Origin of the sequence: Snodgrassella communis, from assembly GCF_914768045.1 — a bacterium.
Taxonomy (GTDB): Bacteria; Pseudomonadota; Gammaproteobacteria; order Burkholderiales; family Neisseriaceae; genus Snodgrassella; species Snodgrassella communis.
Window position 1 is genome coordinate 169,280 of sequence record NZ_CAJZCD010000003.1, and the last position, 23,488, is coordinate 192,767.

Genomic DNA, 23,488 nt, shown 5'->3' on the forward strand with positions numbered 1-23,488 from the left:
GGTTTACCTTAAATCATTGCAATATTCAGGGGAAGCCAGCGCCACAGCGGCGGCAACAGCTAATTCAGACAGTATCATAAACAATGCTCAGCATTGTGTAAAATGACAATAAACATAAACTATTTTAACATGCCCAAATAATTTTGTTTATTCTCATAATTTTTTAGCAGCAATTGCCCAGTCATACAAAGCTTTCTTATTTTCACCACTAATCTGTGCTGCCAGCACAGCAGCCTGCTTAGTTGGCAACTCCTGCACCAGAATCTGCATCACCCGAACAGCCTCGGATGATAAATCAACATTCTTCTCTAACTGTGCAGGATGCAGCACCAGCACCATCTCACCACGCTTCTGGTTAGCATCTTTATCCAGAACCGTCTGAATTTCCGCCACCGTTCCACATAAATAAGTTTCATGAGTTTTACTGATTTCACGTGCCAGCATCAGACTACGCTGAGGAAACAATAATGCCATTTGAGCCAGCGTATCAGTAATCCGGTGTGGTGTTTCAAACATCACCACCGGATAAGATACCTCCTGCCAGTCCTGTAGACGCTGCTGTCGTTCACCACTTTTTGCCGGTAAGAAACCAGCAAAATAAAAATCAGACTGCGTTACTCCTGCCACACTCAATGCCGTCATCACCGCACTGGGTCCTGCAACTGGCAAAACCTGATAACCGGCCTCGCGTACTCGCGTCACCAGCCGTGCACCAGGATCACAAACAGCCGGCGTACCCGCATCAGAAACCTGCGCCACAACCTGACCCGCAGCCAAAGCTGCAATGATCTTCTCCGCCATACTCTGCTCGTTTTGCTCACGTACACTAATCAGCCGTGCAGACAAACCATAAGCCCGCAGTAATTGTTGCGTTACCCGCGTATCTTCCGCACAAATCAAATCAGCACGGGACAGCACAGCCAGAGCACGAAAACTCAGATCAGCCAGATTACCTATCGGAGTAGCCACCACATAGAGGGTTTGCGGTACAATACTGGTAACAGCTTTCTGATAATGGGCTTGCATTCATCTATCCGTAATCTGGTTCAATTTTAAATAAAGGCGTCCAGCTGACAACTTAGCAGCAGACAGCCCGAAGTTATTACTATACCACGATGTCTCGGTATTCCAGTGTTAATGCATAACAGCAGAGCCCATACACAGTCCAGATACTGTTTCAGCAGCCAGCTTGCCTGAAACCCGGCATATTGCCTGCATTCGCATCCATTAACACATTAATTTATATGACAGAATCCACCTCAATCCATCAACATTTTGCCGATAGCGCCCAGCTACTGAATGAATGTGCAGATTTACTGGCAGAACCCATCGTCGAAGTTGCCCAGGGAATCCTGATGGCATTAATGAGTGATGGCAAACTGCTTATTGCCGGCAATGGTGCCTATGCATCTTTAGCCAATACACTGGCAGCTTACATGATTACTCGCTTACAACAAGAGCGCATGGCACTGGCTGCATTATCCCTATGCAATAACCCCTCCGTACTCAGCGCATTAACCAGCAGCGAACCCAACGACCTGTTTGCCAAACAGATTCATGCACTCGGCAAACAGCATGATATGCTCTGTGTATTATCAGCAGATGGTCAAAGTACCAATCTAGTTAATGCCATCAAAACCGCTCATGAGCGCGATATGCGTGTATTAGCCATCACCGGCGGAAGCGGTGGCGAAGTAGCTAGCTTATTACGCGATGACGACCTCTGGCTGAATATACCCGGTGATCATCCCCTGCGCGTACTGGAAGCACATCAAGTAACCATTCATGCCCTATGTGCACAGATTGACCAATTATTGCTGGATGGTTTATAACCAGCAACAACTCAATTCACAGGTGTATCTCATGAAAAAATACTTATCTGCCCTAACATTGGGGCTTTGCCTAACAACTACCCTAACAGGGTGTCCGGCAGTTCTAGTTGGCGGTGCCACTGTTGGTACACTATCAGCCATCGACAGGCGCTCAACCGGCGCACAAACTGATGACAAAATAATGGAAGTTCGCATCCTTGACGGTGCCATGTCCTATCTCAACAGTCAGGCACAGCAAAGCAAATTCCAGCCCACATTGTCAGTTATCAGCTACAACCGGCAAATCCTGCTGCTTGGACAGGTTGCCAACGAAAACGATAAAAATCTGGTCGAACGCGTAGCCCGGTCACAGCCGGCGGCACAGAAAGTGTATAACTATATTGATCTTGCCAGCCAGAACCGCAAATTCAATCATGTAACCGATGACTCATGGGTTACCTCAAAAATCCGCTCTAACCTGCTGCACACAAAAGGAGTATTTCCGAAACATATCAAAGTAGTTACCTACAATGGCGTAACCTACGTAATGGGCATATTGACACCTGCCGAACAACAGACAGCCACAGCAGCCATCAGTACAACATCCGGCGTACAGAAAGTAATTACCCTGTACCAAACCTTTGAAAACACCCCGAACAGCACCGCAGGAAACCCCTGATATCCAGACATACTGCGATAAAGTCATACACTTCATGCTGTTGCAGCAGCAAATAGCCTGCCTCTGATTAGCATAAACGAAAATTTGGGTATAATAGCCGTCTTATACAAGACCATATCCCTAAAGGATTACAAAATCATGAGCACTAAACCCACCGCACCCGAAACAAAAAATAAAAAAAGCGCGGTCAAAACTGGTTTGAGTACCTTCAGTAAAATTCTCCTAAGCCTGTTTCTGATTCTGGTCATCTTTGTTGTCTGGTTTGTTTTTCACGCTTGGCAGGTTCTGAATACCCCACAAGAAACTACCAATTATGCCTCCCAGACCAGCTTCGAAGTACTCACACCAACAGGCGCAGCAGGTGCAAATAACACTACCCAGTCACCAGTATTTGTTCCCAATCCAGCGGTTACCGCTGCTTCCGACAGCGAAAACATAAATACCGCCTCTGCACCAGCTATCGCAGAAACTTCTAGCAAAGACAGTACTAAACCTAAAGCAGCAGCACCAGAAGAACAGGAAATACAGCCTTTAGTACCAACCAATGTAACAACTACCAACAACAAAGACAGCAGTCCGCTCACACCGGCCACCCCAACGCCAGTAGTAAAGCCAAAACCGGCAGCCAATGGTTCTAATGGCAAACCATTAGATAACCTGTTTTAAAAACACACTACTACAAACAACTACGCCCATCCTCAAAGATGGGCGTTATTATTAATTGCATCCAACTTAATTATGCAAATAATCATAGCCGGCTGGCAGCTTACCTGAACAAATAGCAAAATCGCCTCAACCATCCGAATACAGACAACAAAAACCCACAGCAAAGTACAACACAAATTGCACAGTGCAACTGTATCCAACAACGCTTCAGCACAGATAAAACTGCTGCAATACCAATATTGTCAGGCAGTCCCCAGCTTGAGCTCAGAAACCATTCAGACCCTTATCAATATTTATTATTGATAAGGGTTTTCCAGCGTTGCCATCAGCTCAGTCAGATAAGCACGCAACTGCTGTTCCTGACACCCCATCAGCAACCCATCTTCAAAGGCTTCCTGTGCCAGCTCATAAATCTCCTGCATATTCTGCTGCATCACCTTAATTTTTTCAGTGCAAGAGACAACATTACCCGCATCATCCACCCATTTAGGCATCGGAGGTAAAGACTTCATCAATGTTTCACCCTGCGCGCCGTTACAAAAGCACGCGCCCAGTAACCCTGTTCAATACTGGTAATTTCAATATTTTTTCCCGTACGCGGCGCATGAATCATCCTTCCATTACCAATAAACATCCCCACATGCGAAATACCGCCACCACCGGGACTGAAGAACACCAGATCACCCGGCTGCAAATTAGTCCGGCTAACTGATTCACCTACCGTGGCCATCTGGCGCGAGCTACGCGGCAATGTAACACCCATACTGCGCCGGAAAATATATTGCATAAAACCACTACAATCTAACCCGCTCGTAGGAGAATTTCCACCAAAATGATAGGCTACACCCAGCAGCCCCATCGCATTCATAATCAAATCACTAGCGTCATCACCTGAGCGCACAACCGGCGTAGCAGTCCGCTCACGAATCAAACGTTCCAGTGCAGCATTATCCAGCCCCTCGTCGGGCGCCGCCATCACAGGCGTAATCAAAATGAAATTGGCACACAGGCATACCGTTGCCGATTTCATTAATCTTTTAATCCACTTCATGCCAACATTATTCCATCTATTCATCAAACAATTCTGCTATCCTGTAAGCAGCCATTGTCTGGGATATCATCATATGTTTTCACCCAATTCATCTCGTATCAGCGATTGGGCGCGTATGCGCGAAATTCTTACTATTCTGGCCAAGCACGGCCTCGGTGAATTTCTTGTTCGTATCAAATTACCGATACGCCGGATCAAACATTCTGACCCATCAGCTCAGCATCAGCGTTATCTGAGTACACCACGGCGATTTCGTCTGGCTTTTGAAGAGCTCGGGCCAACATTCATCAAACTGGGACAAATACTGGCCACCCGTGCAGATGTCTTCGGAGAAGAATGGACAGAAGAATTTGCCCATCTACAAAATAACACACATCCCCTCCCCATAACTGACATTAGAGACATCATACAGGCTCAGCTAAGCCAGCCATTAGACACCATCTTCAGTCACATAGAAGCACAACCAATTGGCAGCGCCTCCATAGCACAGGTTCACCGTGCCACACTTACTAGTGGCGAACAAGTTGCCATTAAAGTCAAGCGACCGGGCATTGAATCAACCGTTACAGCCGACCTGCGCATTCTCAACCACATAGCACAACTACTCGAATCGGAAATACCCGAATCCAGACGCTACTATCCCGTACAAATGGTGCAATATTTTGCCCGCTCACTGGAAAAAGAAACCGATCTGACTGCCGAACGTCGCAATATGCAACATTTCGCCCGTATTTACAACCAACAGCAGCAAATCCATATACCCCAAACTTATGCGACATATTCTAACCGTCAAATACTGATACAAGAATATATTGACGATACTTTACTTAAAAATCTTACACTCAGCAGCTGGAGCAAACAACAACGGCATAACCTCGCCGCCACATTGGTCGACATCATACTCGACATGATATTACAGCATGGCTTATTTCATGCCGACCCGCATCCGGGTAACATTTTAGTACGAAATGATGGTCGCATCACCCTGATCGACTTCGGACTGATTGGCCGGCTCAGCCAGCAACGTCATCAGGAAATCATCACCCTGATTCACGCCCTGCTTGAACGCGACCAGTTTGCCCTGCAATATGTCCTGTCCAACTGGGCACAGGGAGAACCCCTCAACGAAGATCAGCTTGGTAGTGCCGTACTGGAAATGCTGCTCAACTATGAACAGCTCAACAGCAGCCAACTGCGTATCAGCCAGATCATCAACGACATCACCCATATTGTCCGCGAATACGGCCTTACCCTGCCTGCCGACCTCATCATCCTGTTCAAATGTCTGATTACCCTAGATGGCGTCATCAAACAGATAGATGGCGACTTTGAACTGTTAAACCATGCCCAGACTACCGTCCAAAACGTATTGCGTCACCGTTTTAACACACACACCATCTGGCGCCACAGCAAAATGCAGCTACATTTATTAGCTCAGATAATAGACACCTTACCGCAAAACCTATTACGCCTGAGCAAACGCATCCACCACGGCCAGCTACCTATCAGCCTCAATATTCAACACATCGACAAACTCAACAACCAGCTGGACAAAGCTGTCAACCGCCTGACCATGGGCATAGTCACTGCGGCACTGATCATAGGTTCGTCCATAGTCATGAGTATCAACGCCGGTCCCAAAATATTTGATCTGCCAATTTTCGGACTACTTGGCTACCTGCTGGCTTTCAGCAACAGCCTGTGGGTAATCTGGTCAATCTGGCGTTCAGGACGGCACTGAATCACACTTACCGACCAAACATGCCCCCCTGTCAGAAACCTGCGGATTCCATTAAAATACCTACTTAAACAAAATCAGCGGCATCAAACAGCACCATGCGCTATTAACAGCCAAACAACCACGTGGTTCGCAATCCATCCCACGCTAAAAAACTAGGAGCCTTACTACACATGTATCATTTGCATACAGCCATATTTCCTCTTTTACCCTGCAAACCCCATCTTATCAGCCAGTAGAGCCGAGGAAATATGTTCAAAATCGCTAAAGAATTTCAATTCGATGCCTGCCACATGCTTGATGGCCATCAAGGCAAATGTCACAACCTGCACGGCCATACCTACCGCCTGATAGTCGAAGTCAGCAGCCCGCTGCAACCACAAGGTTCCAGCAAAGAGATGGTGATGGACTTCGCAGACATCAAAACCATCATCAACCAGCACATCATCAGCCAGCTTGATCACGCCTATCTGTATGACGAAACCAATAACAACGAACGCAAAATTGCTGCCCTGCTTAAACAAATGCAGCGTAAAGTATTTGCTTTCCCTTGCCGCACCACCGCCGAAGGCATAAGCCGCTTCATTTTCAATCAATTGACTGCCTATCTGCCAGTATCCAAAATCACCCTGTGGGAAACACCCACCTCCTATTGCGAATATCAGAATACCAAACCATGACCCAGTTTAACATCGTCGAAATTTTTGAATCATTACAGGGTGAAGGCTACAATACCGGCATGCCTGCCATTTTCATCCGTCTGGCTGCCTGCAATCTCAAATGCCCGTGGTGCGATACCGACTTCATGCGCTACCAAAGCATGTCCCTGCAACACATTCTTGACATCGTCCAGCAGTATCAGAGTAAAAACATCATCATTACCGGTGGCGAACCCACCATCCATAAAAAACTTCCCTTACTCTTACAAAAACTCAAACAGAAAAACTACTATATCGCCCTTGAAAGCAACGGACTGGGCATCGTAGACCCACATATCGACTACATCGCCTTAAGCCCGAAATTCCACTACCGCCAACACTATCCATTCCTGGCACAGAATCGGGCTGATGAAGTACGCATCGTCGTTGAAGACCATCCGGAATTCATCGCTTTCTGCCAGAAAATAGAACAACATATACAGGCCAGACACTACTTCCTCTCCCCATGCGAACAAAACAACCAATTCAACATCCTCACCACCCTACAGACACTTGGCAAACTCAACCAGCACCGGTACAACAACAAATGGTTACTCAGCCTCCAAACCCACAAACTGGCCAATATTGAATAAACAAACTGGCCAATATTGAATAACTTATAAAATTCAAATACATATTATTCAAAACCATTGAAAAAACATAAATCAGCCAAATATCATAAGCAACACAACTTATTACAACCAAAATCAATAATCTTATCGTAGCAATGCATTCGTACTGTGCATTTATACCAACAATTGTTACAATATAATCAACCTGAGAAATTATTTACTGACAAAATTAAGGAGAATCCTTTTTATGCAACCACGCAATACTTACGATTTTACCCACTTGGGACAAGTAGGCGAAAGCCAGCAAACAGCTGTCCTGCGTAAAGCCTATGCCTTGCTTGGCATATCATTCCTGCCTTGTGCAGCCGGTGCCTACGCCGGTGCCTCTATAAATTTCTACTCCCTGTTCAGCAACTCATGGCTGCCCACTGTCGCCTTTTTCATCTTCGCTTACGGCCTGATGTTTGCCATTGAAAAAAACCGTTACAATAACGTAGGCATTGGTCTACTGATGGTATTTACTTTCGGCATCGGATTTTTCATCTCCCCCTTGCTGCAATTTGCTCTGTCCTCTTCTGTCGGAAGCCAAATTGTTGGCATGGCAGCCATGATGACAGCTGGTGTATTCCTCACCATGGCAACCATTGCCCACCGTTCCAAATCCAGCATGAATGGCCTTGGCCAATTCTTGCTGATAGGTGCAGTTGTCTTAATCATAGGCATGATTCTGAACATGTTCATGCAAATACCAGCCCTGTCATTAACCATATCAGCCGGCTTTGTTATCTTCAGCTCACTGATGATTATGTGGCAGATCCGCACCGTTATCGCTGGTGGTGAAGACAGCGCAACCAGCGCCGCATTAACCCTCTTCATCTCCCTGTACAACATCTTTGTCAGCCTGGTGCACATCCTGCTGTCTATTATGGATGATCGTTAACAATCCATACCAACCAAAAAACTGCCTGAATCCAATAGAAATTCAGGCAGTTTTTTTATTTAATCGTAACCATGATCGCCAAACACACATAACAACCTCCTTACCCATACACCCTATTTAACACCTCATTCTCTTATAATAGACACCACCTTTTACATAATCAACTAACATGAACGAAACCATTCACTGGACAGAACACGGCCAGAACATGCATGGCATCTGGTGTGGTGACAGCCGCCATCCGGCACCCAGCCACATACAGACAATCAGCCAAATCAACGCCGAACAGGCACTGCATCTCATGCGCCAGAACACAGCACTACTGTGGCGCGGAGATTACCATCAGGGCAAACAACTACTGGCCGCCATCAAAAAGCGCGTCCACAGCAAAGCCCGCACCCATACCGATTTTCACAAGCACCGTCTGCAACAGGCACAACACAGCCGACTGTTTCAGCAGCTACTGATAGAAATCCAGCCCAATGGCCTGCTCAAAAACAACCGTGCGCCCAATATTGCCGCCGCACTTAACGACGTTTTCGGCAGCCCCAATCAACACACCCTGCTTTTACCCCTGCATCTGCTACTAGGCTACATCGGCGCCCATGAATGGCATAAAGCCGGCGTCGCCATTCCGGCACTGAACGGAAAAAAAATCCACGTTCCATATGGCGTTTTTTCACCGGTACGCGGAGAATATCTCGAACTCGTTGCTCAGGCCAAACTACCCAGTCCCTGCCATACCGCATGGGATATCGGTACCGGCAGCGGCGTACTGGCAGCCATACTGGCACAGCGCGGCATACCCCATATCACAGCTACTGACAACAGCACTCGCGCCATCGCCTGCGCCCAAGCAAATATACAACGCCTAAAACTCAACGAACAAATTCACATCCAGCATATCAACCTTTTTCCCGCAGGTCGCGCAGATCTCATCATCTGTAACCCGCCATGGCTACCTGCCAAACCAAGCAGCGACATCGAAACCGCACTGTACGACCCAGAACACCAAATGTTACAAACATTTCTTACCCAAGCCAAAAACCACCTTACCCCACATGGACAAGTATGGCTAATCATGTCCGATATCGCCGAACATCTGGGTTTACGCCCAGCAGAAGCATTACCAGAATGGATAAGCAACGCCGGACTAAAGCTAATTCACAAAACCGATATTCAGCCTCAGCACCCCAAAGCACGCCAACAGCACCACCCTCTCGCCTATGCCCGTAACCGCGAAATCACCTCCCTGTGGCAACTGGCAGCCAAATAAAAAACCATTTGCATCAGTGTGTGCACAACCCAATATCAGCCAAACAAAAAATAGTTGCAGCAACTCAATTACAGAATTTTTTTACATACCAAATTCATATTATTCGCACCCTTATTAACCAGTACAACAACAGAGAAACAAAACACCACTTAAATATATTCAAAACTATTATCAAAGTTGCCGGTACATCGCCAACAGCTGGATAGTACCGCAACAATATTAACCTTGGTTATAGCAAAATAAACAACTTATAAAAGCAACAAATATCTTGACTAAAATCTAATAAAAACCCATAAAAACAACATTTACCCTAACCCATCAATCACACCTCAACGTATCAATAATCAACTTAAACACATTTGAATGTCCTTTGCGACTTGGATAGTAAAGATAAAAAGAGTCATAAGTGATAGCAAACTCAGTTAACAACTCAACTAATTCACCCGATGCCAATTCCTTTTCAACATCAGCTTGAGCAGTCCACGTGATGCCTAAACCATCTAAAGCTGCTTGCTTACGCAAGTGATTATTAATCATAAATTGTGAATGAGGGTGATATTTAATCGTCTTTCCTGCTTGCGTAAACTCCCATGGCAATTCCGTACCATGCTGCGCGGATATCCTCATACCAATTAACCGATGTTCATCTAACTCTTTAATTTGTTTTGGTATCACTTTCCCGATTAAATATTCAGGGCTTGCTACTAAGGCCATCTTTAAAGGCGGTGATATTTTTACAGCAATCATCTCATTAGCAATATCACCACCTAAACGACATCCCATATCAAAACCTTGTTTAACAATGTCAGCCCAACTATTATCGGCTTGAATTTCGACCCTAATCTGCGGATAACGAGGTAAAAAATCACGTATTTTGGGATAGATAATGTGTTCTATAGCAATACTGGGCGCATTAATCCTAATTGTTCCTAAAGGCGTACTAATAAAATTGCTTAATGCGTTCACCTCTTGATTGATCGACTCAAACAAAGGAGAAATTTTTTGGTATAACTGTTCTCCTGCTTCAGTCAATGACACACTACGGGTATTACGATTAAATAAACGCAAATTTAACCGCGTTTCCAGCTTTCGCATACTATGACTTAATGCCGATGAAGAAATGCCTAACAATTGGCCTGCTTTTACAAAACTGCTGGTCTGTGCCACAGTAATAAAATAACTTAACTCATTAAGATTGTACATAATCACATTTTATTAGTGAATTTAATTCATTACACTATAAAACACCCTCCCCATTTATCTCAACAGAAGCCCCCGCTAAAATAAATTTATCCTTATCCAACAGATAAATTGAATGATAAATACATTGATACTTAATGTCAGCAGCAGCTTACCTAAAGTCGCTGTTCCTGTTTTATCAAAAAATCATCATGTTAAATCAACATTAACTATCAACAAATACATAAAAGTAACGCATCACAAGAGAATCAAATATCTAGCGTAGTATGGCGAATTTAATTAGTAAGTTAATCAAAAATTCAGCATATTCCGCGTGTAGAAATTTAAGTAGAGCCAGAGTTTAATTCTTAGCGATATAACAAATTAATGGAGAGCGACGATGTCAAAAGAAGTTATCGTTTTAAGTGAATCTGGGGCAATAGGCATAGCAATTGTCAGGCGTATAGCAGTAGGTAAAGTACTGCTGTTAGCCGATTTAAAAATTGAACAAGCCGAAAAACAAGCTCAAAAACTGCGTAATGCAGGATTTAATGTCCATACTATCGCTTGCGATGTATCAAATCGAGAATCAGTCAATAAACTGGTAGAGACTGCCACTGGATTAGGCAAAATCATGGGCTTAGTCAACACGGCTGGTGTATCCCCCTCCCAAGCGTCTGCACAGCGAATATTTGAAGTCGATTTATATGGTAATGCTCTATTATTTGATGCATTTAGTGGGGTAATGGCAAAAGGTAGTTCGGCTTTAGTCATTGGTTCACAATCATCACATCGCTTAGACCCGCTTACATTGGAGCAAACTAAAGCCCTAGCCTTAACACCCACAGAAGCATTACTCCATTTACCTTTTATTAAAGAAGTAAATGATAGTTTAAAAGCTTATCAACTGGCCAAAAGAGGAAATGCCTTAAGAGTACAGGCTGAAGCGGTCAACTGGGGGCATCGTGGTGCAAGAATAAACTGTATCAGTGCAGGTATTATCCACACACCTTTAGCCAATGAAGAACTCAATGGCGATCGTAAAGATTTTTACCGCAAAATGCTTAAAGAATTACCCGTAGGTCGTGGTGGATCGCCAGATGAAATTGCCAACCTAGCCGAACTCATTATGTCCGAAAAAGGAGCTTATATTACTGGTAGTGATATGTTAATTGATGGCGGTGCCACAGCAAAATTCTGGTGGGAGCTAACCAACTAATTTTTATTAAACGTCTAGTATAAGGAATAACACGATGTATGAATTTAGTTTTCAAAATCCAACTCGTATAGAATTTGGTATCGATAAAGAAAAAAACATGGGTCGCTATATGAAGGAGTTTGATGCCAAAAGAGTATTAATTGTCTTTGGTAGTGATCGCATCAAACAATCTGGTTTATTTAATGACGTAACCACCAGCCTGCGTAAAAACGACATCCAATTCACCGAATGTAGCAAAATTAAAAGTAATCCCGTCTTAACCAAAGTTCGCGAAGGCATCGCCATCGCAAAAGAATTTGGTGCTGACAGCGTACTCAGCATCGGGGGCGGCTCATGCCTTGACAGTGCAAAAGCGATTGCAGCCGGTAGCCTATATGAAAGAGATGTATGGGATTTCTTTACCGGTACTGAAGTCACAAAAGCACTTAACATATTCGACATAATGACCTTAGCAGCAACAGGCAGCGAAATGAATAATGGTGGTGTTATCACAAACGAAAAAACTAAACAAAAATACCCAATTCATGGATTTAGCCTATTTCCCAAAGTTTCAGTAATCAACCCTAAATTGCAAACCACCATAGGCGCGGATTACCTAGTATATTCGGCAGCCGATATCATTGCTCACTCCATTGAAGGATACCTCACAGCAACAATACAACCCGAACTGATTAATTTGCAAATCGAAGCCAATATAAAAACCGTTATCCGCACCACCGAACAACTATTACAACACCCTACCGATTTAGACGCACGTGGCGAATTTGCCTGGGCAACACTGGCTTTAAATGGTTTAACCTATCTAGGTACAGCTGGCTTTAGCTACCCCAACCATATGATCGAACATGCAATGAGTGCAATCTGTGATGTACCACACGGTGCTGGATTATCAGTTGTTATGCCAGCTTGGATGACTTGGTATCACGATCGTAATCCAAAACAGTTCCAACGTTTTTCTAAAGAGATTTTTGGTTTATCAACGGCTGAACAAGGTATTGAAGCATTAAGAGCCTGGTTTAACAAAATAGGTACACCAACCACACTTGAGCAACTCAATATTAACCAACAGGATCTAAAACTGATTGTAGACAATGCGGCACAAAACGCTATTGATTGGCAAATGAGTAATATTTATAGCAAGCAGGTCATTGCTACTATTTTAAATTTGGCTAAATAATGAATGTTAGATGGATTTACCGTTCATTTTAAATAGTTATTAATTTTTAAAGTACATCAAATAGTTATAGATTAAAAAAAGAGAGAGTGTATGCAATATATCACATTGAACAATGGTATTAAAATGCCGATTCTTGGTTATGGCGTATACCAAATAAATCCGGAAGAATGCGAGCAGTGTGTCTTAGATGCAATTATTGTTGGCTATCGTGCAATTGATACCGCGCAAGCTTATGGCAATGAAGAACAGGTTGGCAATGCCATACAAAAATGTAGCATTCCCCGTCAAGAACTATTTATTACCACAAAAATATGGATCACCAACACTAACTATGACAAAGCCAAACAATCAATATAAGAGTCATTACACAAATTAAAAACAGATTATATTGATTTACTATTAATTCACCAGCCATTTAATGACTACTACGGTGCTTATCACGCAATGGAAGAAGCTTACGAACAAGGCAAGGCTAAAGCCATCGGCGTTAGCAATTTTTATCCAGATCGCCTTATTGATTTAGACCATTTTGTTCATATAAAACCAGCGGCGAATCAAGTTGAAACACATGTATTTCAACAACAAAAAGTAGCGCGCGAAGTGATGCAAAAGCTAAATACACAAATAATATCATGGGAACCATTTGCCGAAGGTAAAAACAATTTTTTTCAAAACCCAGTACTTATTGAAACTGGCAAAAAACACCAAAAATCAGTTACGCAAGTTGCACTGCGTTTTCTGATTCAAAATGGTATTGTTGTCATTCCGAAATCCACCCAAAAAGCCAGAATGAAAGAAAACTTTGATGTATTCAACTTTACCCTTTCAGAACAAGAGATGAAGCTCATTGCTACTCTAGATACTAGTCATAGCTTGTTCTTCTCGCATCAGGATCCAAAAACGGTGGAGTGGTTTATGTCCATGGTGAAATAGTTCTTATTGGATTTGAGTTATCAACATATAACTACCTACCTAAAAATGATATGAACTAGCGTAACCTATCTAATATAGATACAATTTAATGCTCAGTCATCCTATTCATGTTTAAATCTTCTGTGCGTTAATAAAGAGAACTTCCAACTTTTATGCCGTACTCTTTTAAAGAGAGCTAATTACAATCTAAATTACAACGTATTGATTATTTATCTTTGCAAAAAATATTGGTTGCAGTTAAGCTAGAATGGTTGATATTTATGTTCAGGGCAGCTACAACTGAAGGTATCTGTTTAATTGTACTGTTGATATTAATATGCCCTACTTAATCGTTATCGGCTTACTCACTGCTTCCAATCTGGTAATGACTACTGCGTGGTACTGGCACATTAAACCCAGTAACTATAGTTTTCCACTGTGGCAAATTATTCTGATTAGCTGGGCAATGGCTTTATTTGAATATTGTCTGGCTGTGCCGGCCAATCATCTGGGGGCATATTGGGGTATCAAGCCGTTTCAGCTGAAAATTATTCAGGAAGTAGTGACGCTGGTGGTGTTTACTCTGTTTGCTGTTCTTTATCTGAAAGATGAGTTCCGCTTCAATTATCTGCTCAGTTTTGGCTGTATACTTGGCGCGGTGTATTTTGCTTTCAAACGCTAATTGGCTAAAGAAAAAGGACGCTGTTGCGTCCTTTTCTGGTAATACCCATCAGGCTTTCGGCAAAGTCACTCCGGTTTGCCCCATATATTTGCCAGCGCGGTCTTTATAGGAAGTGGCGCATTCTTCGTCACTTTCAAAAAACAGTACTTGTGCTACACCTTCGTTGGCATAGATTTTTGCTGGCAGCGGTGTGGTGTTGGAAAACTCTAGTGTCACATATCCCTCCCATTCTGGTTCGAACGGAGTAACATTGACGATAATACCGCAACGCGCATAGGTAGATTTACCCAGACACACGGTTAGAACATTACGCGGGATGCGGAAATATTCTACGGTACGTGCCAATGCAAAGGAGTTCGGCGGAATAATGCAAAAATCGTCTTCAACGGTAACGAAATTACGTGTATCAAAATTTTTCGGGTCAACTATGGTGCTGTTGATGTTGGTAAAAATTTTAAATTCGCGTGCGCAACGGATATCATAGCCGTAGCTGGAAGTACCATAGGAAATGATTTTTTCACCGTTTACCTGTTTAATCTGATTTGGTTCAAACGGTTCAATCATGCCATGCTCTTCGCTCATGCGGCGTATCCATTTGTCGGATTTAATACTCATGACAATACTCTTGATAAATTTAGTGCATTATACCGAAGCCAATGCTGTCTTTGCAGGCAAATTGCGTCAATTTACGCCACTATTCAGGTAACCAGCCACCCAGATGATGAACTAGCTCAGCCAGTAAGTCACCCAATGCTTCAGCCATTAGAATCTGCGAGGCAAAGGTGACGCTTTGCATATCATCGCCCTGCCCAGCCGCTTCTTCCTGAATCACGTCCAGAAATTGAATACGTTTCAAAGTGAAGTCCTGTGTCAATACAAAACGTACTCTATCTTGCCAGCATAGCCCTAACTGTGTCACAACTTTGCCGTTTTTGACTAGATTAACCACTTCCTGAGCCGTTAAATCCTGATGACTAATGCGCACTACTGGTGCTGCATCGCCAAGGCCTTTGAGTTCACAATCACTATCCAGCTCAAAATGGCCGGCGGCTGTGCCATTTAATAACCATTCGGTCATCAGACTACCCGGTGATTGCTGGGTACGCGGTAATTTTGCTTCCAGTCCGCCAAGCGCATCACGCAATTTGGTAAGCAGCATTTCTGCCCGATTGGCATTAGCCTGATTAATCAACAATAATCCACGCTGGGTATCAATCACTGCTTCAGTTTTGCTGCTTTTGGTAAATGCACGCGGTAGCAAGTCATCGGTGATGGTTTCTTTCAATTCCATCTTCTCTTTGCGGCCAACATTGCGGCCTTCGGCTTCGCGGATTTCATTAATTTTTTCTTCGAGAATATCGCGTACTACTGCTGCCGGTAATACTTTTTCTTCTTTTTTCAGCGCAATACGCCAGATATTTTGTGCCGGAAATACCATTTCTGGACTAAATGACACAGGGCTGGCAAAACCAATACTGTCCCAGTCCAGTCCCATACAGGGTTTGAATTCAGCTTCAATCAGCTTGTCTACTAATGTTTCCAGCTCCGGCAAATTTTCTTTATTTAGCGGATAAATACTTAATTGTTTAAACCACATGCGTTGTTTCTTTCACATCCAACAGGGAAAGGAGAGATTATACGGCAGCTTGAGCATAAGTGTACTACCCATACAGTCTGGCAAAATCAATAATCATTCATCGATATGATTACATCACCGGTATTAAGTGTATTTAACACTTTTCAATGGTTATTGCTGTTAACAATTTATTTATTAGTTAATGCTTCTGGTCATGTAAACGGTTTGTACAGAAAACAGCACGAACTCTAAATATCCGATTTTCAACTTTGAAATCGACAATATATTTGGCTTAGGCATAAATACTGTTGTACTATCTGATAATATACTTGCAATCATTTTGTATTTTCCAGTTAATTTTTTATCAAGCTGTTATGTTCAATTGAGATAGTTTTTTAACCTTTGGATTATAGTGGAATGGCATGTTTACTTGTATTGTGATTGTTGGTATTTTAATGGTGATATTCTCCAGTAAAAAAACCATACACAGCCAGCACCTAAGCCTCGCAATCGTACGAATAAAAATAAAGCTACCGCCACACTCCGCGGTGCTGGTAATAAACCAGACAATCCAGTAGCTAACGGCCTGTCGCAACAATCTTCTGCCCAAGCTAATGTTAGTGCTCCAATTGCTAGGTTAATGGTACAGAATAATGAATCTGCGGACACAGCAGAAGATAATGAACTGGCAACTTTTACGATTACTTCTGGCAGCCGCACCAAAATTTCTAGTCTTGAGAATACGGTAGAAAGCCGATGGCTAGCACTAGATACGCCTATTACTGCCCACAACTGAAAAATGAATTATTTTTTAAATTGATTCTGGTAGTACCGGTAAAAAATGAAAAGCCAATAAAAGCCAGTTTGGCACTGGACTGGTTGCACTGCTCACCGGAATATGATTCCAGTTTAGCCGCACAATGCTGTAAAGAGCACCAGAATACACAATAAGCATGTAGAGCCCTGTAAACGGTTTAATTTGTTGTCAGATTGTGCGATTGAAAGCACCAATGAATGGGCTTATGACTATGTAGATGCATTGTTGATTAAAGATAATAATGATATTTATATAGATTTTAAAATACTGATTAAACTACACTGATAAAATAATGATTGAAAAAGAATCGGTACAAAAAAAGAGAAGCCGTTACTTTATTTCTGAAATCAGGATTTACTCAGAAAATCGGTAAACTACATATTTAGGTAGGCAGTGTTAATGAACTAAACGCCATGATACAGAATATTTGTGGTGATGCTGCTTTCAGATTGATTATACTTCAGACAAAACGTCTTTTATGAATGTAGTACACGCAATTGCTCTGGAACAGAAATTTGTAAATTTGCATGCCAATAGAAGACAAACGAAGAATTTTATTCTAAATTAATGAAATATATATCTATATGCAACAAGCTGGATGCAAGTTCTCTGATCAATTTTTATAAGTTGGCATTTTAATAATTGAGTTTTACAATCCAATTCAAAATCTTTTATAATATGACTTTTAATAATTAAAATTAAAATAATATAAGGAAATTTTACAGTGTTAAAAAAATATGTCAAAAATGTGTATGTTGCCTTTGATCCCCAAGAGGCAACATTTCTGTTTGAACGTAACATTAAATTAGAATCTAAAGAGACTCTTTTTTCTCAAATTCCTGCAATGGTACGCCATCTTTATTTTCCCAAAAAAAGAATAAAGTTATTGATTGGTTTATTAGTGGCCTGGCCTGTATATTTTTTGGCAAGTGTTTTCTTTATCTGGCCAAATAAGCTTTCTGTTCAAGGTCTTGCCATTTTAGCATTTGCAATTATTGGACTTGTCATCTCGATTATCTCGCATTACTTCGCTGTCTTTTCGGAAATAAGAAGATTAAAAAAATTATACAACAATTTAGAATGGCCGATAGAAAGTTACTGTGCTTTTTTTGCAGAAGGATTCTTAATTAAAGCTGATGATATGGAAGGGGTTTTTCATTGGGATGATTTTATGTGCATAATGGCAAATTCTACTGTACTTTCATTTAATTTTTGCCCCCCAGGCACTCCAAAAGGCAAATTTTTTAAAAAATACTATCCACGCTTAGACACTTTTTACATATTTATTAATAATGATGATGAAATACAAGAGCTCATGAAAGTAATAAGTGAAGAAATTGATGGTCTAATTGAATTTAGATAATATTTATCAATTAATATGTAAGAAATTTTTGTATTGTTTGCTGTACATTAAAAGTTGCTTACCAGCGGGAAAAATATCATTTTACCGGACAACACTGGCGAATAATTGATATCAGCACCGAGGAGAATATCATTCTTGTTCGGCATACTATAGGCGGAATACCGCCTATATTTGAAAGTAATAGTCTAACTACTACGGGAGAAACTAACGGTAGATATCAATGCGGGAATCATTACCATAGCTGATACTTCTATTGAACAGGTGAAAGCCGTATTGCAACAACTTACTCAAGCCCAATTGGGTGAAGCCTGGACACTTGCGGAAATGGTATTAGTAAGAAAACTGAAAAAATATGATTCTTATCTGCCTGAAAATCTGCAATTGATGGGCTATGCAAGTCAGGCTTTTGATATATCGGCAACCCAAAAATGGTTACAGCAATTTGCCGATACCGAGCCTGAACTCAGCCAAGCATAAATCTTAACGATTAAAATCACAGCTAAAAAGATCATTTAACAGCTTATATTACAATCAAATCCTCGAAATTATTTTTGCCGGCACGGTGCAAATAAATCCAGTTGTGTCTGATATTCGCTGGTTTTCACATCCATTAATCCCAATACCGAATGAAAAATATTATCGTGTGAAAACGCCTGCTGCCGCGCATGCTGGCGCAGACAGTTCATATTCAGCTTGCTTGTACGGGCAAAATCATGATTAGCCCACAACAGCATAGGTATATGGGTTTGTTCCGCTGGTGCAATAGTATAAGGTGTAGCGTGCAGATACATACCATTTTCTCCCAGTGATTCACCGTGGTCAGAAAAATACCACATCGCACTGGCCAAACCGGTTTGACTTTGCAATAGTCTAATGATTTCTGCCAGTATATGGTCAGTGTACAGCACTGTATTATCGTAGGTATTGCGTAACTGTTCAGTCGTACACTGCTGAATCTGGTTGGTATCACAGGTAGGCATAAAATGCCGGAATACATCGGGATAACGCTGGTAATAAGCCGGGCCATGGCTGCCCATCATATGCAACACCAGCACTGCATCATCAGGTAATTTCGCAATGACGGCACGCAAATTAATCAATAGACTTTGATCCAGACAGCCATCGCCAGTGCATTTTAAATCAGGAGCCCAATCCCGCACATCCACATGACGGATACGCTCGCATACTCCCTTACAGCCACCATCATTATCACGCCAGAGCACATCCACACCTGCACGTTGCAAAATATCCAGCAAACTTTCCTGATGTTTGGCCAGATTGGCTTTATAGTGCTGGCGTGGCATATTAGAAAATAAACACGGTAAGGAAATTGCTGTGGCGGTACCACAGGAAGTTACCTGCGGAAAATTAATTACATTCTCTCCCATTGCTGCCAATTCTGGCGTAGTCTGACGAGAATAGCCATTCAACCCCCAACTCTGCGCCCGCGTGGTTTCACCCACCACCAGTACCAGCAACCGCTTTTGCCCATGGCGTTGATGGCTGGCATCCAGCCCGATACGCTGTAAGGGTCGATGTGCATCATAAACGTTGTAAACGGTTTTCAGCGCAGCCCCAATAATATTTGTGGGCACAATTAAATGATTAACTGCCTTATTATTACGAAAAAAAGAAATATAGCTACCATAGGCCAGCAGAATAATAGCGATAACTAGAACCAGTGAAGCAGTTATGGCAATCAATCGCTTGCCCAGCTCACAATACCACAAATTGGCATAGCAGATACTTATTCCCCAGCAATACCACTGTGCCGGTAACAAACCAGTGATTCCCAGCCACATCCAAAATTGCGGCGTTAACCAGGCACCCGCTTCACCGAGATTAGTCTGAAGAATATTTTGCAGCATATTGGCATCAAAATAAACATTCTGCATCATCACTGCATAGCTTACCGCAGAACTCAGTAATAACAGCAGTGGCACCATGAACCGGTGCAGATATGGCCAGAACAACAACTGCATACAGAAATTCATTGCTGCCAACATCAATATGGGCACTGTTAACCAAAAAATGACATTATGATTCAGACTTACATGCTGAAACAGATAATGCCAGAAACCCATATTTAATATCACTAGAATATAAGCGCTCAGCAATAGCACTATCTGATTACTGCTTAATACCCACTTTGACTGCATCGCCAGCCCCTGTTGATTAAACAATGGCTAGTGTAAATAAACAGCCTTAAGTAAAGCTTAAGGTAAAGCGCAACACCAGACAGTAGCATTGTGATACCGTAGCACAATATGTCTGTAATGTGCGATTCTGTACTTATCAGGAGTCTGAAATGAGTCAATCATGGCATAAGGAACAGCACTTTTCCAATCGTAATAACTGGTTACGCGCCAGTGTTCTGGGCGCAAACGATGGCCTGATTTCTACCGCCAGCCTGCTCATGGGACTGGCTGCTGCTGAACCAAATCAGCATACTTTACTCATATCCGGCATTGCTGCTCTCGTTTCCGGTGCAGTATCCATGGCTGCTGGTGAATATGTTTCTGTTTCCAGCCAGCGCGATACTGAAGCTGCGGATTTACGTAAAGAGCAAGATTCTCTCATTCGATATCCGGAAGTGGAACTGGAAGAACTCACCAATATTTATTGTCAGCGTGGTTTGAACAAAACACTGGCGCAACAGGTTGCAGTCGCCTTAACTGAACACAATGCCCTTGAAGCCCATGCACGGGAAGAAATCGGTATCACTGAAGTTAGCAAAGCCAATCCCTTGCAGGCAGCACTGGCCTCAGCCCTGTCTTTTGCTTGCGGTGCCTTATTACCAGTATTACTATCTTTATTAAGCTCCACCGTATGGCTAATGAGCATACTGTCCATCACGACCATAATTGGTCTTGGTATTCTTGGTTGTATATCAGCCCATCTGGGAGGAGCACCCAAACGCCCTGCCGTAATTCGAATAGTCATACTAGGCATCCTTGCACTCGCATTCACCAGTATGATAGGACGAATTATCGGTATTATTATCTGAAAAAACATGCGTATACTGATTCTTGAAGACGACAGCGATATCGCAGATGGCCTCAATGCAGGCCTGAACCAGCAAGGCATGGTTTGTGATATCTTTGCATCTGGCCGGCTGGGCGAACAGGCTTTAAGTGCAGCACCATATGATGCGGTAATACTCGATTTAAGTCTGGCAGAAACAGACGGCATGGAAGTGCTTCAGCATTGGCGCAATCAAGGAATTAACACACCAGTGCTGATTCTCACCGCCCGCGATGCCTTACCTGATCGGCTGGCCGGCCTCAATGCTGGTGCTGACGACTATCTGGGCAAACCCTTTGCCCTTGACGAAGTAATTGCCCGCTTACATGCCCTTATCCGTCGTAGCCAAGGTATCAGCCATGCAGAAATCAGCTTTGGCCAGCTTAGCATTAACCTGAATAGCTGTAGTGCCAGTTTACACGGCCAGCCACTGAATCTTACCCAGCGCGAATGGTTGCTATTACAACTACTTGTAACTCATCCACAGCAGGTATTCAGCCGCGCCCAGATTGAAGACAAACTGTATAACTGGGAACAGGAAGTTGAAAGCAATGCCGTAGAAGTCCACGTACACCATTTACGCAAAAAAATCGGCACCACGATCATCCGTACCCGGCGTGGGCTTGGCTACCAGCTCGGAGAGGTACCATGAAACCAACCACAGCCATTAGCCGGCGTTTACTTATTTATCTTGGTATCACCCTACCCGTACTATGGATAGTCACCGCATTTATTAGCGCGGCAGCCGTCATGCACGAAATAAACGAAGCCAGCGATACTCAGATGAGCCAGCTGGCACAGCGCCTGATGCATACCCCGATTAACCTTAATAGCAACTACAACCCAACCTTACCACCTATACCCAAATCACAGCGAGGTCTTATCGACAGCAAAGAATCTGGCTATGCCATCTGGTATAAAGGGCAGCTAATTAATGCCGATCAAACCGGCCAGACCATTGCCTATAAAAGTAATTATCAGGGCTTTGTCAATCAGGGATACTGGTGGCAAAGCCATGCATGGCGTATCTTTTACCTGCATGACCCGCAGTTGCAACTGCAAGTGGCAGTATCATTCAGTATGCATGAACGCCTGCAAACCGTATTACGCGCCGTGTGGTCACAACTGGCCGTATCCATCCTTGCCCTGCCCTTACTGCTCTGGCTAATCGCATGGGGTGTACGCCGTGGTACCAAACCCCTCCAGCATCTAGCGCAAACCCTGTACCAGCGCGACCCGCATAGCGTTAGCCCGATATCCGGCACCGTACCAATCGAAATCCAGCCCATAATTACCGCACTGAACGACTTACTCCAGCGCATCGAACAAACCCGTGCACGCGAATTACGCTTTACCGCCGATGCCGCCCATGAACTACGCAGTCCGCTGACTGCACTCAAAGTACAAACCGAAGTCCTTGCTCTAACCAATCTGGACGACACCCAGCAACAGCGCGTACGCAATATTGAGCACAGCATAAACCGCACTACCCACCTGGTCGACCAGCTCCTCACCCTTTCCCGTCTCGACCCCCTTACTGCACCGCCCTACACCGCTACAGTAAACTGGACAGACATCACCAGCGAGGCCATAGAAAGCGTCAACCTGTATGCACGCGAACGCCATTGCCGCGTCCAGCGTCAGTTTCAAAGTGAACCAGCAGCCGTGCTACCACTATCCGGCGACCATATTCTGCTTACCATCCTTATCCGCAATCTGCTCGATAACGCCATCCGCTACAGCCCCAAATACAGCGCCATCAACATAACACTGGCTGCCGATCATATCACTATCACTAATCCCGGCAACGGCGTTGCCCCCGAAAACCTGCAACGCCTGCGCGAACGCTTTTTCCGCCCGGCCGGACAGAAAAGTAGCGGCAGCGGACTGGGATTGTCTATTGTGGAGAGTGTTGCGCAATTGCATGGGCTAAAAGTAGAAATTAATAATCTTAAAAATAAGTTGGAACATAGGATTGGGTTTCAAGTAGAGATACATAACCAAATGAATCCACTTAGAAAATTTATTGCCACATGCACATACAGTTAAATTATTTTTAAGAAAACAACTCCCCCCTTAAATATCCCCCGAGTAAATAAGCACAGATC

At 43.3% G+C, this 23,488-nt stretch carries 25 protein-coding genes, 1 pseudogene and 1 riboswitch; of the genes and pseudogenes, 19 read left to right on the top strand and 7 right to left on the bottom strand.

Annotation, left to right across the window (positions count from 1 at the left end):
- Positions 1 to 153 precede the first annotated feature (153 nt).
- On the bottom strand, positions 154 to 1,026 hold the full coding sequence (gene rsmI / locus MJ761_RS04980; protein ID WP_093092178.1) for a 16S rRNA (cytidine(1402)-2'-O)-methyltransferase: 873 nt from the start codon (positions 1,024 to 1,026) through the stop codon (positions 154 to 156).
- Positions 1,027 to 1,244: 218 nt separating this feature from the next.
- On the opposite strand from rsmI, the gene MJ761_RS04985 reads away from it, so the two are divergent.
- The 3 genes from MJ761_RS04985 to MJ761_RS04995 all read left to right on the top strand — a co-directional run bounded on the left by MJ761_RS04985 (position 1,245) and on the right by MJ761_RS04995 (position 3,156).
- The gene (locus MJ761_RS04985; protein ID WP_093092180.1) at positions 1,245 to 1,832 is read left to right on the top strand and encodes a D-sedoheptulose-7-phosphate isomerase; all 588 of its coding nucleotides are present in this window, start codon (positions 1,245 to 1,247) and stop codon (positions 1,830 to 1,832) included.
- A 31-nt stretch (positions 1,833 to 1,863) separates the two neighbouring features.
- Positions 1,864 to 2,490 (top strand): BON domain-containing protein, encoded by a 627-nt coding sequence (locus MJ761_RS04990; protein ID WP_176715070.1) that lies wholly within the window; start codon positions 1,864 to 1,866, stop codon positions 2,488 to 2,490.
- Positions 2,491 to 2,628: 138 nt separating this feature from the next.
- Positions 2,629 to 3,156: a hypothetical protein gene (locus MJ761_RS04995; RefSeq protein WP_093092182.1), complete on the top strand. Its 528-nt coding sequence runs from the start codon at positions 2,629 to 2,631 to the stop codon at positions 3,154 to 3,156.
- A gap of 296 nt (positions 3,157 to 3,452) precedes the next feature.
- Here MJ761_RS04995 and MJ761_RS05000 read toward each other — a convergent pair whose 3' ends face one another.
- Positions 3,453 to 3,668, bottom strand: coding sequence for a hypothetical protein (locus MJ761_RS05000; protein WP_093092184.1), 216 nt, complete (start codon positions 3,666 to 3,668; stop codon positions 3,453 to 3,455).
- On the bottom strand, positions 3,668 to 4,207 hold the full coding sequence (locus MJ761_RS05005; RefSeq protein WP_093092186.1) for a C40 family peptidase: 540 nt from the start codon (positions 4,205 to 4,207) through the stop codon (positions 3,668 to 3,670). The genes MJ761_RS05000 and MJ761_RS05005 overlap by 1 nt, the downstream gene beginning before the upstream one ends.
- Before the next feature lie 73 nt (positions 4,208 to 4,280).
- Here MJ761_RS05005 and MJ761_RS05010 point away from each other — a divergent pair, with 73 nt between their 5' ends.
- From MJ761_RS05010 to MJ761_RS05030, 5 genes are all read left to right on the top strand, one after another.
- Positions 4,281 to 5,948 carry an ABC1 kinase family protein gene (locus MJ761_RS05010; protein WP_093092188.1) on the top strand — a complete coding sequence of 556 codons (1,668 nt, stop codon included), beginning with the start codon at positions 4,281 to 4,283 and terminating at the stop codon, positions 5,946 to 5,948.
- Positions 5,949 to 6,064: 116 nt separating this feature from the next.
- Positions 6,065 to 6,110: riboswitch (PreQ1 riboswitch) on the top strand.
- An 86-nt stretch (positions 6,111 to 6,196) separates the two neighbouring features.
- Positions 6,197 to 6,625 carry a 6-carboxytetrahydropterin synthase QueD gene (gene queD / locus MJ761_RS05015; protein WP_093092190.1) on the top strand — a complete coding sequence of 143 codons (429 nt, stop codon included), beginning with the start codon at positions 6,197 to 6,199 and terminating at the stop codon, positions 6,623 to 6,625.
- Positions 6,622 to 7,236 (top strand): 7-carboxy-7-deazaguanine synthase QueE, encoded by a 615-nt coding sequence (locus MJ761_RS05020; RefSeq protein WP_093092192.1) that lies wholly within the window; start codon positions 6,622 to 6,624, stop codon positions 7,234 to 7,236. The genes queD and MJ761_RS05020 overlap by 4 nt, the downstream gene beginning before the upstream one ends.
- Positions 7,237 to 7,462: 226 nt before the next feature.
- Positions 7,463 to 8,155, top strand: coding sequence for a Bax inhibitor-1 family protein (locus MJ761_RS05025; protein ID WP_093092194.1), 693 nt, complete (start codon positions 7,463 to 7,465; stop codon positions 8,153 to 8,155).
- Positions 8,156 to 8,324: 169 nt separating this feature from the next.
- Entirely contained in the window at positions 8,325 to 9,431 is a 1,107-nt protein-coding gene (locus tag MJ761_RS05030) for a methyltransferase (RefSeq protein ID WP_093092196.1), read from the top strand.
- A gap of 318 nt (positions 9,432 to 9,749) precedes the next feature.
- Here MJ761_RS05030 and MJ761_RS05035 read toward each other — a convergent pair whose 3' ends face one another.
- Complete coding sequence (locus MJ761_RS05035; RefSeq protein ID WP_093092198.1) at positions 9,750 to 10,634, bottom strand: LysR family transcriptional regulator; 885 nt, start codon at positions 10,632 to 10,634, stop codon at positions 9,750 to 9,752.
- A gap of 376 nt (positions 10,635 to 11,010) precedes the next feature.
- Here MJ761_RS05035 and MJ761_RS05040 point away from each other — a divergent pair, with 376 nt between their 5' ends.
- The 4 genes and pseudogenes from MJ761_RS05040 to MJ761_RS05055 all read left to right on the top strand — a co-directional run bounded on the left by MJ761_RS05040 (position 11,011) and on the right by MJ761_RS05055 (position 14,600).
- Positions 11,011 to 11,829, top strand: coding sequence for an SDR family oxidoreductase (locus MJ761_RS05040; protein ID WP_093092201.1), 819 nt, complete (start codon positions 11,011 to 11,013; stop codon positions 11,827 to 11,829).
- 34 nt (positions 11,830 to 11,863) lie between these two features.
- Positions 11,864 to 13,006, top strand: coding sequence for an iron-containing alcohol dehydrogenase (locus MJ761_RS05045; protein ID WP_093092203.1), 1,143 nt, complete (start codon positions 11,864 to 11,866; stop codon positions 13,004 to 13,006).
- Between the two features lie 123 nt (positions 13,007 to 13,129).
- Positions 13,130 to 13,939, top strand: a pseudogene (locus MJ761_RS05050) (aldo/keto reductase).
- A 316-nt stretch (positions 13,940 to 14,255) separates the two neighbouring features.
- Positions 14,256 to 14,600, top strand: a complete 345-nt coding sequence (locus MJ761_RS05055) for a DMT family protein (protein WP_093092205.1) — start codon at positions 14,256 to 14,258, stop codon at positions 14,598 to 14,600.
- Between the two features lie 48 nt (positions 14,601 to 14,648).
- Here the strand turns inward: MJ761_RS05055 and dcd are convergent, their stop codons facing one another.
- Positions 14,649 to 15,215, bottom strand: a complete 567-nt coding sequence (gene dcd / locus MJ761_RS05060; protein WP_037408187.1) for a dCTP deaminase — start codon at positions 15,213 to 15,215, stop codon at positions 14,649 to 14,651.
- 79 nt (positions 15,216 to 15,294) lie between these two features.
- Positions 15,295 to 16,197 (bottom strand): recombination-associated protein RdgC, encoded by a 903-nt coding sequence (locus MJ761_RS05065; protein WP_093092207.1) that lies wholly within the window; start codon positions 16,195 to 16,197, stop codon positions 15,295 to 15,297.
- Positions 16,198 to 16,932: 735 nt separating this feature from the next.
- Here MJ761_RS05065 and MJ761_RS05070 point away from each other — a divergent pair.
- From MJ761_RS05070 to MJ761_RS05080, 4 genes are all read left to right on the top strand, one after another.
- Positions 16,933 to 17,127 carry a hypothetical protein gene (locus MJ761_RS05070; protein WP_141683422.1) on the top strand — a complete coding sequence of 65 codons (195 nt, stop codon included), beginning with the start codon at positions 16,933 to 16,935 and terminating at the stop codon, positions 17,125 to 17,127.
- Positions 17,117 to 17,278, top strand: a complete 162-nt coding sequence (locus MJ761_RS10930; protein WP_141683424.1) for a tellurite resistance TerB C-terminal domain-containing protein — start codon at positions 17,117 to 17,119, stop codon at positions 17,276 to 17,278. Before MJ761_RS05070 ends, MJ761_RS10930 begins: the two co-directional genes overlap by 11 nt.
- A 439-nt stretch (positions 17,279 to 17,717) precedes the next feature.
- Positions 17,718 to 18,356 (top strand): hypothetical protein, encoded by a 639-nt coding sequence (locus MJ761_RS05075; RefSeq protein ID WP_093092209.1) that lies wholly within the window; start codon positions 17,718 to 17,720, stop codon positions 18,354 to 18,356.
- Between the two features lie 273 nt (positions 18,357 to 18,629).
- The gene (locus MJ761_RS05080) at positions 18,630 to 18,833 is read left to right on the top strand and encodes a hypothetical protein (RefSeq protein WP_141683423.1); all 204 of its coding nucleotides are present in this window, start codon (positions 18,630 to 18,632) and stop codon (positions 18,831 to 18,833) included.
- A 68-nt stretch (positions 18,834 to 18,901) separates the two neighbouring features.
- Here the strand turns inward: MJ761_RS05080 and MJ761_RS05085 are convergent, their stop codons facing one another.
- A complete protein-coding gene (locus MJ761_RS05085) occupies positions 18,902 to 20,515 on the bottom strand; it encodes a phosphoethanolamine transferase (RefSeq protein ID WP_093092213.1) in 1,614 nt (537 codons plus the stop codon).
- 149 nt (positions 20,516 to 20,664) lie between these two features.
- Between MJ761_RS05085 and MJ761_RS05090 the strand changes: the two genes are divergently transcribed.
- Genes MJ761_RS05090 through MJ761_RS05100 form a run of 3 tightly spaced genes read left to right on the top strand, consistent with a single transcriptional unit; the run spans position 20,665 to position 23,429 of the window.
- Positions 20,665 to 21,363, top strand: coding sequence for a VIT1/CCC1 transporter family protein (locus MJ761_RS05090; RefSeq protein ID WP_037492094.1), 699 nt, complete (start codon positions 20,665 to 20,667; stop codon positions 21,361 to 21,363).
- Between the two features lie 6 nt (positions 21,364 to 21,369).
- Positions 21,370 to 22,032: a response regulator gene (locus MJ761_RS05095; RefSeq protein ID WP_093092215.1), complete on the top strand. Its 663-nt coding sequence runs from the start codon at positions 21,370 to 21,372 to the stop codon at positions 22,030 to 22,032.
- Positions 22,029 to 23,429 carry an ATP-binding protein gene (locus MJ761_RS05100; RefSeq protein ID WP_093092217.1) on the top strand — a complete coding sequence of 467 codons (1,401 nt, stop codon included), beginning with the start codon at positions 22,029 to 22,031 and terminating at the stop codon, positions 23,427 to 23,429. Before MJ761_RS05095 ends, MJ761_RS05100 begins: the two co-directional genes overlap by 4 nt.
- Positions 23,430 to 23,488: the final 59 nt, after the last annotated feature.